This is a genomic window from Nonomuraea sp. NPDC049725 (assembly GCF_040674795.1).
In the GTDB taxonomy this organism is placed as follows: Bacteria; Actinomycetota; Actinomycetes; order Streptosporangiales; family Streptosporangiaceae; genus Nonomuraea; species Nonomuraea ceibae.
Genome location: NZ_JBFANJ010000005.1, coordinates 1 through 15,188 on the forward strand (window position 1 = coordinate 1; position 15,188 = coordinate 15,188).

The 15,188-nt window shown below is 74.4% G+C and carries 11 protein-coding genes; 3 read left to right on the forward strand and 8 right to left on the reverse strand.

Going from position 1 to position 15,188, the window contains the following annotated elements; all coding sequences use genetic code 11:
• Positions 1–312: hypothetical protein (locus AB0J53_RS14210; protein WP_364172008.1), on the reverse strand; the 312-nt coding region annotated here is incomplete at its 3' end.
• A gap of 10 nt (positions 313–322) precedes the next feature.
• Between AB0J53_RS14210 and AB0J53_RS14215 the strand changes: the two genes are divergently transcribed.
• Positions 323–583, forward strand: a complete 261-nt coding sequence (locus tag AB0J53_RS14215) for a hypothetical protein (RefSeq protein WP_364172010.1) — start codon at positions 323–325, stop codon at positions 581–583.
• On the opposite strand, the gene scpA is transcribed toward AB0J53_RS14215, so the two are convergent.
• The 5 genes from scpA to AB0J53_RS14240 form a co-directional block, all read right to left on the reverse strand.
• Positions 574–2,727, reverse strand: a complete 2,154-nt coding sequence (gene scpA, locus AB0J53_RS14220) for a methylmalonyl-CoA mutase (protein WP_364172012.1) — start codon at positions 2,725–2,727, stop codon at positions 574–576. The two genes, AB0J53_RS14215 and scpA, sit on opposite strands and share 10 nt — an antisense overlap.
• Complete coding sequence (locus AB0J53_RS14225; RefSeq protein ID WP_364172013.1) at positions 2,724–4,487, reverse strand: methylmalonyl-CoA mutase subunit beta; 1,764 nt, start codon at positions 4,485–4,487, stop codon at positions 2,724–2,726. Before AB0J53_RS14225 ends, scpA begins: the two co-directional genes overlap by 4 nt.
• A 57-nt stretch (positions 4,488–4,544) precedes the next feature.
• Positions 4,545–5,129: an N-acetylmuramoyl-L-alanine amidase gene (locus AB0J53_RS14230; RefSeq protein ID WP_246646748.1), complete on the reverse strand. Its 585-nt coding sequence runs from the start codon at positions 5,127–5,129 to the stop codon at positions 4,545–4,547.
• A 265-nt stretch (positions 5,130–5,394) separates the two neighbouring features.
• Entirely contained in the window at positions 5,395–6,333 is a 939-nt protein-coding gene (gene mtnA, locus AB0J53_RS14235; protein WP_364172016.1) for an S-methyl-5-thioribose-1-phosphate isomerase, read from the reverse strand.
• Positions 6,334–6,354: 21 nt separating this feature from the next.
• Positions 6,355–8,208, reverse strand: coding sequence for a potassium transporter TrkA (locus tag AB0J53_RS14240; protein ID WP_364172018.1), 1,854 nt, complete (start codon positions 8,206–8,208; stop codon positions 6,355–6,357).
• Between the two features lie 98 nt (positions 8,209–8,306).
• Here AB0J53_RS14240 and AB0J53_RS14245 point away from each other — a divergent pair, with 98 nt between their 5' ends.
• Positions 8,307–9,926, forward strand: a complete 1,620-nt coding sequence (locus tag AB0J53_RS14245; protein WP_364172019.1) for a serine/threonine-protein kinase — start codon at positions 8,307–8,309, stop codon at positions 9,924–9,926.
• Positions 9,927–9,976: 50 nt separating this feature from the next.
• Positions 9,977–11,089, forward strand: a complete 1,113-nt coding sequence (locus AB0J53_RS14250; protein ID WP_364172020.1) for a DUF5925 domain-containing protein — start codon at positions 9,977–9,979, stop codon at positions 11,087–11,089.
• Positions 11,090–11,093: 4 nt separating this feature from the next.
• On the opposite strand, the gene AB0J53_RS14255 is transcribed toward AB0J53_RS14250, so the two are convergent.
• Positions 11,094–11,384, reverse strand: a complete 291-nt coding sequence (locus AB0J53_RS14255) for a hypothetical protein (protein WP_364172021.1) — start codon at positions 11,382–11,384, stop codon at positions 11,094–11,096.
• A gap of 41 nt (positions 11,385–11,425) precedes the next feature.
• The gene (locus tag AB0J53_RS14260; RefSeq protein ID WP_364172023.1) at positions 11,426–14,785 is read right to left on the reverse strand and encodes a hypothetical protein; all 3,360 of its coding nucleotides are present in this window, start codon (positions 14,783–14,785) and stop codon (positions 11,426–11,428) included.
• Positions 14,786–15,188 lie beyond the last annotated feature (403 nt).

Sequence of the window (15,188 nt, forward strand, 5' to 3'; positions counted from 1 at the left end):
GTGGATGATCAGCTTCAGCGACGTGATCTCGCCGCCCGCGGCCCCGGTGGAGCTCGCCCGCGCCGTGGGACGCACGGTGCTCACCGCGACGACGCCGCGCCGGGCCGCCACCAGGGCGAGCAGGCCCACCACCACGGGAGCGACCAAACCGGCCGCCACGGGGACGGCCCGGCCCAGCGTCACGGGGACGGGCAAGCCGGCCGCCACGGGGACGGCTCGGCCCAGCGTCGCGGTGAGCACCGTGCGTCCCACGGCGCGGGCGAGCTCCACCGGGGCCGCGGGCGGCGAGATCACGTCGCTGAAGCTGATCATCCACCGCCCGGTGAAGCCGAGCGGCTGCTACCCGCGCGGCAACGAGGTGTACGCGATGGTCCGCGGCACGGAGGGCGCCAAGGCCACGTACCGGTGGATCGTCAACGGCGAGGACCAGGGCCGCAGCACCACGTACCTCTCCCGGCGGGAGCTCATGATGCAGGGCAGGCGGCTGGAGGACCCGGGCCGCAACACGGTGGTCCTCAAGTTCGAGACGCCCCGGCGCGTGGAGCGCCGGGTGTCGTTCACCATGTGCGAGGACTACTTCTGACGCTCGCGCAGCTCGTCGAGCAGGCCGAGGGCCGCCTCGGCGATGACCGTGCCGGGCGGGAAGATCGCCGAGGCCCCGGCGGCGCGGAGCTCGTCGAAGTCACCCGGCGGGATCACGCCGCCCACGACGATCATGATGTCGGCGGCGTCCAGGTCGGCGAGCGCCTGGCGGAGGGCGGGCACCAGCGTGAGGTGCCCGGCGGCGAGCGTGGAGACGCCGACGATGTGCACGTCGGCCTCGACCGCCTGCCTGGCCACCTCTTCCGGCGTCTGGAAGAGCGGGCCGACGTCCACGTCGAAGCCCAGGTCGGCGAAGGCGGTGGCGATCACCTTCTGGCCTCGGTCGTGGCCGTCCTGTCCCATCTTGGCCACCAGGATGCGCGGGCGGCGGCCCTCGGCGCGGGCGAAGTCGGCGCACGCCTGCCGGGCGCGTTCGATGTCGGCGGCCGGTCCGGCCTCGTCGCGGTACACGCCGGAAATCGTACGGATCTGCTCGGCGTGCCGGCCGAAGACCCGCTCCAGCGCGGCGGAGATCTCGCCCACCGTGGCCTTGGCGCGGGCGGCGTCGACGGACAGCTTGAGCAGGTTGCCGTCGAGGCCGGGGGCGGGGTCGGCGGCGGCGTCGGTGAGCGCGGCGAGCGCGCGGCGGACGGCGTCCTCGTCGCGTTCGGCGCGCAGCGCGGCCAGCTTGGCGAGCTGCTGGGCGCGTACGGCGCTGTTGTCGACCTTGAGGACCTCGATGGGCTCGTCGGCGGCGGCCCGGTACTTGTTGACGCCGATGACCGGCTGGCGGCCGGAGTCGATGCGGGCCTGGGTGCGGGCGGCCGCCTCCTCGATGCGCAGCTTGGGCAGCCCGGCCTCGATGGCCTTGGCCATGCCTCCGGCCGCCTCGACCTCGTGGATGTGCGCGGAGGCGCGTTCGGCCAGGTCGTGGGTGAGGCGTTCGACGTAGTAGGAGCCGCCCCACGGGTCGATCACCTGGGTGGTGCCGGACTCCTGCTGGAGCAGGAGCTGGGTGTTGCGGGCGATGCGCGCGGAGAAGTCGGTGGGCAGCGCCAGGGCCTCGTCGAGGGCGTTGGTGTGCAGCGACTGGGTGTGGCCCTGGGTGGCGGCCATCGCCTCGACGCAGGTGCGGGCCACGTTGTTGTAGACGTCCTGGGCGGTGAGGGACCAGCCGGAGGTCTGGGAGTGGGTCCGCAGGCTCAGCGATTTCGGATTCTTCGCATCGAAACCGGACACCAGGTTGGCCCAGAGCAGCCGCGCGGCCCGGAGTTTGGCGACCTCCATGAAGAAGTTCATGCCGATGCACCAGAAGAACGACAAACGCGGCGCGAACCGGTCGACGTCCATTCCGGCGGCGATTCCGGCACGCAGGTATTCGACCCCGTCGGCGAGCGTGTAGGCGAGCTCCAGATCGCACGTCGCCCCCGCTTCCTGGATGTGGTAACCAGAAATGCTGATGGAGTTGAATTTCGGCATCTTTTCACTGGTATATGCGAAAATATCCGAAATTATCCGCATCGAGGGGCCCGGCGGGTAGATGTACGTGTTCCGTACCATGAATTCTTTGAGAATGTCGTTCTGGATGGTCCCGGCGAGCTGCTCCGGCGCCACCCCCTGCTCCTCGGCGGCCACGATGTAGAGGGCCAGGATCGGCAGCACGGCGCCGTTCATCGTCATCGACACCGACATGCGGTCCAGCGGGATGCCGTCGAACAGGCGGCGCATGTCGTAGATGGAGTCGATCGCCACCCCGGCCATGCCCACGTCGCCCGCCACCCTCGGGTGGTCGGAGTCGTAGCCCCGGTGCGTGGCCAGGTCGAAGGCCACCGACAGGCCCTTCTGCCCGGCGGCCAGGTTGCGGCGGTAGAAGGCGTTGCTGTCCTCGGCCGTGGAGAAGCCCGCGTACTGGCGGACGGTCCACGGCTGGTTGACGTACATGGTCGGGTACGGGCCCCGCAGGTAGGGGGCGGCGCCCGGGTAGGTGGACAGGAAGTCCAGGCCGTCCAGGTCGCGTGCGGTGTAGAGCGGTTTGACCGCGATGCCCTCGGGGGTCTCCCAGACCGGGCCCGGGGCGGCGGGCTCCCCGGCGGTCGCCGCCGGAGGCGCGCCGTCCAGGGGGACGCCGGTGAAGTCGGGGATCATGCGGTCACCTCCAGGTCGCGGAAGGTCGTGCGGAGCACGTCGAGGGCGTCGCACCCGGCGAACAGGCAGGCGTCGACGCCCGGGTGGCTGCCCTTGCCGGCCAGCCACACCCGGCGGGCGCCCGCCCGGCGCAGCGCGGCGGCCACCTCCTCGGCGTGCTCGGCGTACAGCTTGTCGGTGGAGCACAGGCAGGCGACGGCGGCCCCGCTGGCGGCGAACGCGGCGGCGATCCGCTCGGCGTCGGCGCCCGGGCCCGCGCTCTCCACGGCCAGCCCGCCGGCCTGGAACAGGTTCGCCGCGAACGCCGCCCGCGCGGTGTGGGCGGCGGCGGGGCCGATCGTGGCCAGGAACACCTTGGGCCGCTCCGGCTGGGCGTCGGCCAGGTCGCGCAGCGCCTCGAACTCGGCGGCGTAGCGCACCACCGGCAGCCCGGTCCCCCGCTCCGCGGCCGTGCCGGGCGGCTGGGCGGGGGCCGTCGCGCCGGCGGGCGGCTTCGGGGCGGCGGGGCGGCGGAGGGGCTTCTCGGCGGGGTCGGGGAACTCGCTCACGCCGGTGATCGGGAGGCGGCGGTGGGCGATGTCGGCGGCGCGGCGGGCGCGGGTGGCGGCGACACGGCCGGCCACCTTCCCGGCGGCTGCGCGGATGCCGCCGGCCGCCTCGATCTCCTGGAACCACTCCCAGGCGCGCGCGGCCAGGTCGGCGGTGCGGCGCTCGACGTACCAGGAGCCGCCCGCCGGGTCGGCCACCCGCCCGGCGCCCGCCTCCTCCAGCAGCAGCGCCTGGGTGTTGCGGGCGATGCGCCGGGAGAAGGCGTCGGGCGGGCGCACGGCCGCGTCGAACGGCTGGACGGTGACCGCGTCGGCGCCGCCGATCCCGGCGGCGAAGCAGGCGACGGTGGTGCGCAGCATGTTCACCCACGGGTCGCGCGCGGTCATCATGGCGGAGCTGGTGACGACGTGCTGGGCCTGCGCGTACGCGTCCTGGGGCCCGCCGCCGCACACCTCGGCGACGCGCGCCCACAGCTTGCGGGCGGCGCGCAGCTTGGCGATGGTGGCGAACTGGTCGTCGGTGGCCGAGTAGCGGAACTCGAGCTGCCCGAACGCCTGCTCGACGCTCAGCCCGGCCCCGGTCAGCGCCCGCAGCGCGGCCACGCCGAGCGCGATCGAGCAGCCCAGCTCCTCACCGTCGGAGGCGCCGGCGTCGTGGTAGGGCGTGGCGTCGACGGTGATCGCGCGCAGCCCGGGGTGGCCGGTCACGCACCGGGCCGCCAGCTCCACTCCGGAGTCGTCGAGCGCGGAGGCGCCGAGGTTTCCGCTGAGCGGCGTGTCGCCGGCCAGCGCGAACAGCGCCTCGGCGGCCTCCCGGGTGTGCGGCCCGGCGTCCAGGACGATCGGGGCGAGGTCGAGGAGGACGTCCTTGAGCACCCGGGGCAGCTCCACCACGGGGATCGCGCCGTCTCCGGCCACCAGCCAGAGCGAGGTGACGCCGTTCTCCAGGTCGGTCAGCACCGCTTCGGGGTCGGGGACGGCGTGCCGCTGCCTGACGTCCCATCCGGCGCGGGCGCTCCCCCGGTCGAACGGCGGCATGGGGGGCAGGTCGGAGGCGTCGTAGAGCGGCGCGATCGGCACTCCGTCGTAGGTGAGCGCGCCGAGCGCCTGCTCGGGTGTGGCGGCCTCGACGCCGGACTTGCGCAGGACCGCGAGCGCCAGCGCACGCCAGCCGTCCCGGGTGGTGGCGGGGAAACCCGCTGCCAGATCCATGCTTGGGATCGTAAGCGCAACACGTCACGGAACGTGCACGCGGGGCTGTGACAGGGGTCAGGTCAGGGGGGCTTCCCAGGTGAGACGCCAGGTGACGGGGCCGACGATGCCGTCGTCCTCGATGCCCTGCTGGCGCTGGAACCGCCGGCACACGTCCTTGGACGCGGGTCCGTAGGCGCCGTCGACGTCGATCTCCCAGCCGCGCTCGCGCATCTTGGCCTGCCAGGTCCGTACGTCGTCGCCGCGGGTGACGGGCGGGTATCTCAATAACCGCCCCGGGGGCGGGGGCGACTCGGGGGTGCCGTTGTCGTTGCCGGGCCGGGGCGCGCCGCGCCGGACCCACGCGTAGAGGGCGTCGCCGGGGCAGCTCGTGGAGTAGCCGTCGCGGTGTCCCTTGATCTCCTTGCCGGCCCGGCCCCGGTCGCGGACGTGCTCGACGGCGTCGAGGATGGCGTGGAGCAGCTCGTCGGGCGGCTGGACCAGCCCGGCGTTGCCGACGAGCCCGAGCACGGCGTAGTGGCCGCGGTTGAGGCCGGCGCCGTTGGCGGCGGGCAGGTGGTGCAGCCCCCGCCCCTCGAACACCTTGCGGTGCGGGCAGGCGACAAAGGAATATCCGATGTCGATCCAGCCATTTCCATCCATGTGTGACCCTTGGATGGATTTCACCAATTTCACGCATCCTGCGTGGTCGTCGACGATTCCGGGATCGACCCGTCCACCGGTGTAGTGGACTTTCACCCCTTTGGTGGAATCGAGCTGTGTGTAGGCGCCGCGGGGAGAACGCGCATCCCAATCCGCCCGCTTGATCAGGTCAATGGCCACGATACGCTCCGGAAAGTAGCGTCATTACACAACAGAGCGTAACGCTAGATGCGCGAACTGGTCACGAGTTCGGGATAATTTTAACCTACGGGTGGATTACACGGGTGTCCGTCACGATCGCGGTGATCAGGTCGTGCGGTGTCACGTCGAAAGCGGGATTCAGCGCTTTCGTGCCCTCCGGGGCCACCCGCACGCCCGCCACGCTGACGATCTCCTCGGCGCCCCGGTCCTCGATCTCGATGTGGTCGCCCGACGGGGTGGCCGCGTCGATCGTGCTCTCCGGCGCGACGACGATGAACGGCACCCCGGCCCGCTCCGCGCCGAGCGCGAGCGCGTACGAGCCGATCTTGTTGGCGGTGTCGCCGTTGGCGGCGATCCGGTCGGCGCCGATGAGCACCGCGTCCACGCCGCCCCGCGCCAGCAGGTACGGCCCGGCGGAGTCGGCGACCAGGCGGTGCGGGGCGCCCATGCGGGCCAGCTCCCAGGCGGTGAGCCTGGCGCCCTGGAGCAGGGGCCGGGTCTCCAGGGCGAGCACCTCGGCCAGCCTGCCGCGCTCGTGCAGCGTCCGGACGACGCCGAGCGCCGTGCCGCGCTCGACGGCCGCCAGCGCGCCCGTGTTGCACACGGTCATGATCCGCAGCCGGTCGCCTTCGAGCAGGTCGGCGCCGCGCTCGCCCATGGCCAGGCAGGCGGCGATGTCGTCGTCCCTGATGCGCAGGGCGGCACGCAGCACGGCCTCCTGCCCCTCGCCCAGGTGGGCGGCGGCCCGGTCGACGCCCCAGGCCAGGTTCACGGCGGTGGGGCGGGCGGCCCGCAGCCGGGCGACGGCCTCCTGGTCGCCCCTGGCCAGCACGACGCCGAGCGCCCCGGCCACGCCGAGCGCGGGCGCGCCCCGCACCGCGAGCCGGCGGATGGCCTCGACGAGCTCGTCCACGGTGTGCAGGCGCAGCGTCACGCACTCGGCGGGCAGCCGGGTCTGGTCGATGAGCTCGACGGCGCCGTCCACCCAGTCGATGGTCCTCACGCCGCACACGCTAACCCAGACTCAGTCCTCCGCCAGCACGATGACCGAATCGCGCTCGGACAGGCGGACGAGGTCCGGCTTGGGCGGGTTCAGCACGATGCCGTAGTGGGGCGGGACGTTGCGCCCGGCGGCGTCCCGGTAGCCGATCGCGGTCTCCCCTCTGCGGCGCGCCGCCTCGATGACCGTCGCGAAGCTCACCTCCGTCCCGGTGGTCACGTACGACCCCGCCGGGCGCGGATAGATCTCGGAGCCGCGCGAGTCGAACAGGAAGCCGAACACGTCCGCCAGGTGCCGGTTCTCGGCGAGCTGGGCGAGCAGCAGGCCGATGACGGTGTCGCTGATGACGATGTCGTCGGCCTCGGTGACCTCGGCCAGGGCCCGGTTGTTCTCGTCGTGCATCTCGCTGACGATCGAGTAGTGCTCGTTCATCGCGCTCTGCATGTCGCGCAGCTGCAGCAGCGTCATGAGCGTGCGGGTGTCGGCGTGGTGCAGCGTGAACCGGTCGTCCGACAGCACGATGACGTGCTGGAACAGGCCGGGGCCGAGCGCCTCCAGCGCGTACCTGTCGGTGGTGTCGCAGTCCTTGACGTTGACGGTGAGGTTGCGCAGGCCCTCCAGGCCCGTGCCCGCCTTCGGGTGGTCGGTGGCGATCTCCAGCACCGAGCCGGGGGCCACGTAGCCGTCGAGGTAGCGGATGATGTGGTGCGCCCGGCTGTTCCAGTTGAGCAGCAGCGTGCGCTCCGGCTCCGGGTCGGCGGGCCGGGCGGTGACGATCGCGGCCTCGTCCACGGCGGGCGCGCCCTCGGCCAGCTCGATGCGGGAGTCGTCGTGCGCGATCACGATGACCTCGTCCGCCTCGGTCACCGCGGTGTCCATGGCCGGGTTGAGCACCACGCCCGACGGCCTGCGCAGGCCGATCACCGTGGCCGTCCCGTACGCGTGCAGCGTCTCGCCGTACGTCCGGCCCGCGACCTCCGCGCCCGGCCGCAGGTAGATCTCGCCGCCGTCGAAGTTGAGCAGGTCCATGCAGACGACCGACATGCCCGACTGGCGGGAAGACTGGACGATCAGCCGCGAGGCGGTGTCGTCGGAGTCCACCAGGTGCACGTCCGCGCCCCCGGCCAGGCGGGCGGCGGCCACGTTGCGGCTGGCGGCGATGGCGGCCACCACCGGCGGGTGCGGCCCGTCCCGCTTCTCCAGCGCGAGCAGGATCTTGAACACGTGCGCGTCCGGGTCCTCGCCCTCGGGCGACAGCACGACGACCGACCTGGCGGCGGCCAGGTTCATCAGGTCGAGGTCGTGCGGCTCGGTGGCCGATCCGGTGCGGCACACCAGCCGCGTGCGGCCCAGGTCGACGCGCTCGCGGATGTCCTCCTCCATCGCCAGCTTGTCCCGGTCGGCCAGCACCGCCACGACCGAGCCCGACTCGCTGGCGTGCGCCTTGACCAGCTCGGCCACGATCGTGAACACCTGGTCCGACCAGCCCAGCACCACCGTGTGGCCGGACTCCACGATGCGCGAGCGCCCCCTGCGCAGCCGGTCCACCTTCTGCTCGAAGCCGTTGGCCAGCAGGCCGACGAGCATGCTGACGATGAACAGCCCGCCGAGCGAGCCCACCAGCATGACGGCCATGTACGGCACCGATCCGCTGTCGGCCGCCAGCTCGTCGGGCGACAGCGCGTGCATGAGCGCGATCCACAGGACGTGCCCTGGGCCCCCGACGCCCTGCGGCTCATTAGGCGCCACCCACATCAGTAACCCGGCGACGACCACGACGAGGCCCATCGACACGACGGCCAGCCAGCCGACGAGCGAGACCGTCCCCTTGGACATCGTGTTGTCGAACCAGTAGCGCGCCCGCTCGCGGAACTTCACACCAGACACCCCGTACCTCCGCGTTCAGGTCATTTGATCAACGTCATAAAGTAGCGGGTGATCTATGTCACCGCAGGATGACCTGTAACGTATCGGCCATGGTGACCCCTCTGACGCCGGACGATCCGCCCGAACTGGGCGGACATCGGCTGGCGGGGCGCCTCGGCGAAGGCGGCCAGGGCGTCGTCTACCTGGCCCACACCGAGGCGGGCGAACCGGTCGCCATCAAGCTGCTGAGCACCGGCGACCGCGAGACCCGCGCCCGGCTCGCGCGCGAGCTGGAGGCGCTGGAGAGCATCGCGTCCTTCTGCACGGCGCGCGTCCTGGCCGCCTCCACGGACGGGCCGCGCCCGTACGTGATCAGCGAGTACATCGACGGGCCGTCGCTGGCCGACCGCGTCCGCGACCGGGGGCCGCTGGCGGGCGGCGAACTGGAACGCGTCGTCGTCGGCACGGCCACGGCGCTGGCCGCCATCCACGCGGCCGGGGTCGTGCACCGCGACTTCAAGCCCGCCAACGTGCTGCTCGGGCCCGACGGGCCGCGCGTGGTCGACTTCGGCATCGCGCGCGCCGAGGGCGCGGCCACCCTGACCTCCGGGCTGATCGGCACGCCCGCCTACCTGGCGCCCGAGCAGATCGCCGGCACCCCGGCGTCCCCGGCGTCCGACGTGTTCTCGTGGGCGGCCACGATGGTGTTCGCGGCGGGCGGGGTCAGCCCGTTCGGCGCCGACACGGTCCCGGCGGTGCTGCACCGCGTCCTCCACGCCGAGCCCGACCTGACGCCGCTGCCGCCGCGGCTGCGGGGCGTGCTCGCCTCCTGCCTCGCCAAGGACCCCGCCGCCCGGCCCACGGCCCGCGACCTGATGGTCCACCTCGTCAACCCCAACACCCCCCTCCCGCCCCCCGCCCCGGCCGCACCCGGCGGGGGTGGCGCGCCTGCGGGCGGACCCGGGCACGGCGCAGGGCACGGCGCGGGACACAGCACGGGACAAGGCGCGGGGCACAGCGCGGGACACGGCGCGGGACACGGCGCGGGGCACGGCGTGGGGCACGGCGCGGGACAAGGCGCGGGGCACCGTACGGGACCGCCGGGGCCCGCCGTCACCACGCGGCCGGGACGACGGCGGCGGGGCCTGCTGGTCGGCGCGGCGGCCGCCGTGGTCGCGCTCGTCGCGGGCGGCGGCGCGCTGCTGTGGCTGAACGGCGGCGCCCCGTCCGCCCTGGACCGGCGCACGCCCACCACCTCGACCGCCTCCGTCTCCCCCGTCTCCCCCGCCTCCCCCGGGGACCCGGGCGCGGGCCTCACGGAACTCCTCCCCGAGCTGTCCGTGGGCACCGGCAGGCCCAGCGACACCGTCGACGTCCCCGCCGAGTTCGCGGGCACCTGGACGGGCACGGTCGACGGCGAGGCCGCAGGCAAGCAGTTCGAGAACGAATCGGTCACCCTGATCCTGCGCGCGGGCGAGCCCAAGGGCGTCTGGGACTCCCCAAGCGACGGGCAGAGCGACCCCGGCTGCGGCAAGGGCACCCTGTACGCGACCGAGGTCAAGGACTCCACCCTGCACCTCACGCTCGCCGACCTCGGCGGCGTGTGCGCGTACCTGGGCGGCACCGGCAGCGTCAAGGTCACCCTGGAGCTCAAGGACGACGACCAGGCCGACTACGAGCTCACGATGCCCGTGGGAAGGAGCGAGGGCGAGCTGACGAAGACCGGCTGAAAACGCAAACCCTTCGACAACCCGCCCCGCAAACTGTGATCATTGGAGCCATGTCTGTGATCAGGGAGGTGCCGTTCCCCAGCCAGGATGCCACCGAGCTCCCCATGAACATCTGGATCGACGACTCCGACTCCGCCGTCGACGTGATCGACGCGCTGGCGCTGTCGCCGTTCGCCACGGGGGTGCAGCCGTGGTCGCGCCTGGTCAATCTGGAGCGCGTACGCCCCGACGCCCCGCTGCGCCCGGCGCACGGCAGCGTCGTGCGGACGGCGCAGGTGGAGGACGGTTCGGAGTCGCGGCTGATCTGCGGCGACGGCTGGACGCTGCGGGTGATCCGGCACCGCAACCGGTCGGCGACGGTCAGCGTGACGGCCACCAGCGAGGAGCTGGCCCGGTCGGTGCTGAAGGAGACCGTCGACGGCGCAGAGGAGCCCGAGCCGGAGACCGACCACGTCGACATGGGCTTCTGGTGGCGCGGCTCGCACGGCGGCACCCGTTCGGAGAAGCCGATCACCGCGCAGCCGTGGCCCGAGATCAGCGGCAACTACTCGGCGGAGGCGCGCCGCTCGCTCGACTCCCTGATGAGCGTCACCCCGGCCGACGTGAACGGCCGTCTCATCCTGCTGCACGGCCCGCCCGGCACCGGCAAGACGACGCTGCTGCGCTCGCTGGCCAAACAGTGGCAGGACTGGTGCCAGGTCGACTGCGTGCTCGACCCGGAGCGGCTGTTCGACGAGCCCGGCTACCTCATGGAGGTGGCGGTCGGCTACGACCACGACGAGGACGAGCAGCAGCGCTGGCGGCTGCTCGTGCTGGAGGACTGCGACGAGCTGATCAGCGCCTCGGCCAAGTCGCAGGCCGGCCAGGGCCTGTCGAGGCTGCTCAACCTGACCGACGGCCTGCTCGGCCAGGGCCGTGACGTGCTGGTCGCGATCACCACGAACGAGGACCTGGCCCGCCTGCACCCGGCCGTCGTCCGGCCCGGCCGCTGCCTGGCGCAGCTGGAGATCGGCCCGCTGTCGCGGGACGAGGCGGTCGCCTGGCTCGGCTCGCCCCAGGGCGTCGGCCCGTCGGGGGCGACGCTGGCCGAGCTGTACGCGCTCCGCGCCGGGCGGTCGCTGACCCGCACGGCGAGCACCGAGGGGACGGGCCTCTACCTGTAGGCCCTCACCCGCCGAGGACGCCGGGGCGGTAGCGCCAGACGAACTCCAGCCACGGCGGCGCCACCGACGTGAAGTGCTCCCAGCTCCCCGGCTCCAGGCCGGGCCGATCGCTGCGCACCTCGGCCAGGCGCTCCAGCAGGAACCCCGCCCCGGTCAGGCCGTTGACGATCCGGCTCATCGTCTGCCGGTATTCGCGGGGCCCGCTGACCTCCCGGCCGGGCCGCCGCTCGTACACCCACGCCTCGACGAGCGCCTCCCAGCGGGCCTGGTTGTAGCGGGAGGCGTCGTCACGCATGACGATCACCCTGGCGGCCGGGGCGCCCCGGCCGCCAGGGCTCAGGCGAGGAGGGCGTGCAGGCGGCGGGCCTCACGGACGAAGCCGCTCGTCGCCTTCCTGGCCGCGATCCGCGCCACGCACGGCAGCTCGCCCCCGGCCCGCGCCCATCCCGCCGCCCGGACCGCGAACGTCAGCATCTGCGTGTGCCCCGAGTGCGCCCGCTCACCCGGCCCCGGCAGGTAGACGGGCAGGAACCCCGTCAGCACCCGCCACACCTCCGCGTGGGCGCCGCGCCGGGCCGCCGTCTCCAGCGCCTCCCGCATGGCCGCCGGCTGATGCCAGGTGCGCCGCAGCAGCAGCCCGAGCTGCCGCCCGGTCTCCTCGGCGGGCAGCTCTCCCCGCGCGGCCAGCTCCAGCAGCGGACGCACCCCGTCGTCGCGCCGCCACCACTCGCGGTGCAGCAGGAAGTACGCCACCAGCAGCGCCACCGCCTCCCCCGCGGGCCCGCCGGCCGACGCCACCGCCTGCACCTCGGCCAGCCGCACGTGCGACCCGTGGGTACGGCAGAGCAGCCGCGGCAGCAGATGCAGCGCCGCGACCTCCCGGTCGTGCGGAAGCACGGCGGGCCAGTCGACGGGATCATCGCCGTCGGCCTGCCAGCGCGACGCCCGCGGATCGGACAGCAGCCGGTCGACCAGCTCCAGCCCGGTCGCCTCCCCCCGGATCCGCGGGACCAGCGACGGCTCCCGCCCCTCCCCCGTCCCTCCGCTCGCCTTCCGCGCCCCGGACGCGGCCTCCGCTCCGGGGGCCGCGCGGTCGCTCGCGTACGGGACCCCGCCGTCGATCCAGTCGATCCCGGTGCTGATCGAGGGCCTGTCGCGCATCCACGCCGCGACGGTCGCGCCCGCCCCGGAACGCAGCCTCGCCGCCCGCGCCACCACCCCGGGTTCGATGTCGCGCGGCAGCCGGAGCAGCGCCTGCTGCAGATCGGCGTCCAGCGCCTCGGCCCCGGCCCGCTCGTACCCCGCCACCCTCTCCACCAGCTCGGCCGCGCCGACCCCGCCGGCGCCGGTGGTGGGCGTGGCGAGCAGGTACGGCGGCAGCGCCCCGGGCCCGGCGGCGGCATGCACCTCGGCCAGCCGGCGCAGCAGCATCCAGTGCGGCGCCGTCACCCGCGACGCGTCCGGCAACCGCCCCCGCCGCCGCCCATGCTGCTCAGCCCCGAGCACCGGCCCAGATGCGGGTCCAGATGCAGGTCCGGCCCCTGGGCCCGGCGCTGGCCCGGGCGTGGGTCCGGGCGTGGGTCCGGACGCTGGGTCGGATGCGGGCGCGGGCTCGGCCGACGCGCCCCCGGGAACGGGAAGCACCCCGAGAGCGGCGGGAAGCAGAGCGGGCCCCGGCCGGGGCGGCGGCTCGGCCCCCGGGTCGACGAGCCGCCGCGCGATCGCCTCGGCCCATTGGCCCGGATGCTCCCATTCGCGCTCCTTGTACAGCCGCGACGGCTCCCCGGTCAGCGACTTGAGCACCACCCGGAGCGCCTCAGGATCCTCCGCGTGCAGCCGCACCACGCCGTCCAGCCACCGCTCCAGCTCCTGCCACCCGACCCGGTAGGGCAACGCGGTCAACTCACCGGGCGCACCGACCGGCGCCGGCAACGCCCCCGCCCGCGCCACCCGAGGCAACGCCCGGCGCACGAACCCGTCCCCCTGCCTGAGCTCCGAGCCCGCCCCAGACGCGGAGACGCCACCAGCACGCCCCGCCTCAGATGCGGAGGTGTCCCCCACTGCACCAAGCCCGGAGACGTCCCCCGCTGTCCCAGACCCGGAGACGGCCCCCGGCGTCCCAGGCCCGGAGTTCACGGTCACACGTCCGAGTCCCCTCGAACCGGCACCCAGGGCACCCGCCACCGGATCCAGCCCGCCCGTCCCGGGTCCCGCGGGGGTCGCCCCCGGGTGGACCGCTTCCGCCTCCCCAGCGCCGGCGGGCACCGGCGCGCGGGCCACGTCCGTCTCCCCGCCCTGGTACGCGGTCCCGCCCGTGGAGGTCGTCGGGCCCGGGAAGGCCGTGGTGAGGCGGGCGGCGAGGTCCGGGGGAAGCTGGGCGGCGGCCTCCCTCAGGGTCATCGCGCCTGCCGCGCCGAAGCGGGCGGCGTGGCGCAGGGCGAGGCGCACGGCACGGGCCTGGACGTCGTACGACCGGCAGGAGAAGGCCTGGGCGAGCGCCGGCGCGAACTCGTCCACAGGGCCGCGCCGCCCCCGTACCGCCTGGTCGAGCCAGCCGAGCCCGCCGTCGACGAGCTTGCGCTCCGGCCGGAACAGGGCGGCGTGCAGCCCTTCCACCAGGTCGTCGTGGCCGAGCCGGCCCGCTCGGCGCAGGTGGCGCAGCGCCAGGTCGGCCACCGAGGTGGGCGCGGCCGGCAGCAGCCTCAGGTAGTCGGCGGCCCGCCGGGCGGACTCGGTGTCGGCAGGATCGAGCAGGTCGTGCAGGCGTACGAAGAAGCGCAGGTCAGGGCCGGAGCCGCCGCGCAGGAACCGGCGTACGCACCCGTCGAGCAGCAGGTCGCGCGACACCCGCCCGGTGTCGGCGAGGTCCTTCAGGGCGACGAGCCAGGTCGGCGGCCGGGGCTCGTGCCCGGCACGGCCGCCGTCCGGGGGCTGCTCGTGGCGGAGGACGCGGCCGACGCCGTCCGCCTCGAACAGGCGCGGGAGCAGATGGTCGAGCAGCGGGTCGCCGCCCAGGCCCGCAGGCGATCCGGCGGCCCAGGCGACGGTCAGCGGGTCGTGGCCGGGCGGGGTCGCGCCGGTGCGGCGCAGCATGGCCAGGGCCAGGGCGCCGGAGACGCGGGCGTCGCGCTGCGTGCGCAGGCGCAGGGCGGCGCGTACGGCGAAGTCCACCTGCCAGCGGTGCGGCCGGGCGGCGAGGACGCGTTCGACGAGCCCGGTGTGGTCGAGGCCGCCCCAGCCCTGGAAGTCGCGCCGGTGCAGCCAGGCCACCACCGCCGCGGCGCCGCCGATCGTGCCCGCGCCCGCCACCCGCATCGGCCCCACCCACGCGTCGACCCTCGCATGCTCCCACCCCGGGCCGCCCTCCTGGCTGCCGCCCGCCGCCACCTCGTAGCGGCCGGCGCCACCGTGACCGCCGACGCCACCTTGGCTCTCGGCACTGCCTGGGGCGTTGGTGTCGATCTGGGCGGCTGTGCTGCCGGTGGGTGTCACGCGCTCCTGCGTGCGGCGGGCCTGGCGGCGGCGTCGTTCTCGGTCCCACGCCCGGTTGCGTGCCACGGGGATGTGGCCGGGCAGGGCGGCGGCCACCTCGCGCCGCCCCGCCTCGTCCAGGGCGAGCACCAGCTCGGCCACCCGAAGCTCGTCCCCCGCGTCGATCGCCGCCTCGACCTCCGCCCAGGCAGTGCCCTCCCCCACACCATCCCCTCGTTCGGGAGTCCCCCTGGAGACCCCTGTGCCGCTGCCGGGCCCATCCGGCGCTCCTGTGGACGACCGACCGGGAGGCTGCCGTGCGGAAGTGCCGCCTGATGCCCGGGCGGCGCTGTCGCGGGCGTCGGACGCGACGGAGGGGCCGCCACCGGAGGCGCGCGGGACGACGGCGCGCTCCTCGGTGGGCGTCCGCTCCCAGGCACCGGCAGACGTCCGCCCGGAACCTTCGCCGGGCAACCGGCCAGGGCCTTCGCCGACCACCCGTACGGGGCCGTCCGCCGCCCGTACGGGACCGTTGCCAGGTGGCCGGGCGGGGCCGCCGTCGGGTCCTGCCCCACGGGCGGGGGCAGGAGGGTGGACGGAGGCGGCGGATCGGGCGCCCGGGTCGGCC

Excerpts from the sequence above, each read along its gene's own strand:
- AB0J53_RS14230 (WP_246646748.1), bottom strand. The coding sequence starts at position 5,129 with ATGGATGGAAATGGCTGGATCGACATCGGATATTCCTTTGTCGCCTGC.
- AB0J53_RS14225 (WP_364172013.1), bottom strand. The coding sequence starts at position 4,487 with ATGGATCTGGCAGCGGGTTTCCCCGCCACCACCCGGGACGGCTGGCGT.
- scpA (WP_364172012.1), bottom strand. The coding sequence starts at position 2,727 with ATGATCCCCGACTTCACCGGCGTCCCCCTGGACGGCGCGCCTCCGGCG.
- AB0J53_RS14250 (WP_364172020.1), top strand. The coding sequence starts at position 9,977 with ATGTCTGTGATCAGGGAGGTGCCGTTCCCCAGCCAGGATGCCACCGAG.
- AB0J53_RS14245 (WP_364172019.1), top strand. The coding sequence starts at position 8,307 with ATGGTGACCCCTCTGACGCCGGACGATCCGCCCGAACTGGGCGGACAT.
- AB0J53_RS14255 (WP_364172021.1), bottom strand. The coding sequence starts at position 11,384 with ATGCGTGACGACGCCTCCCGCTACAACCAGGCCCGCTGGGAGGCGCTC.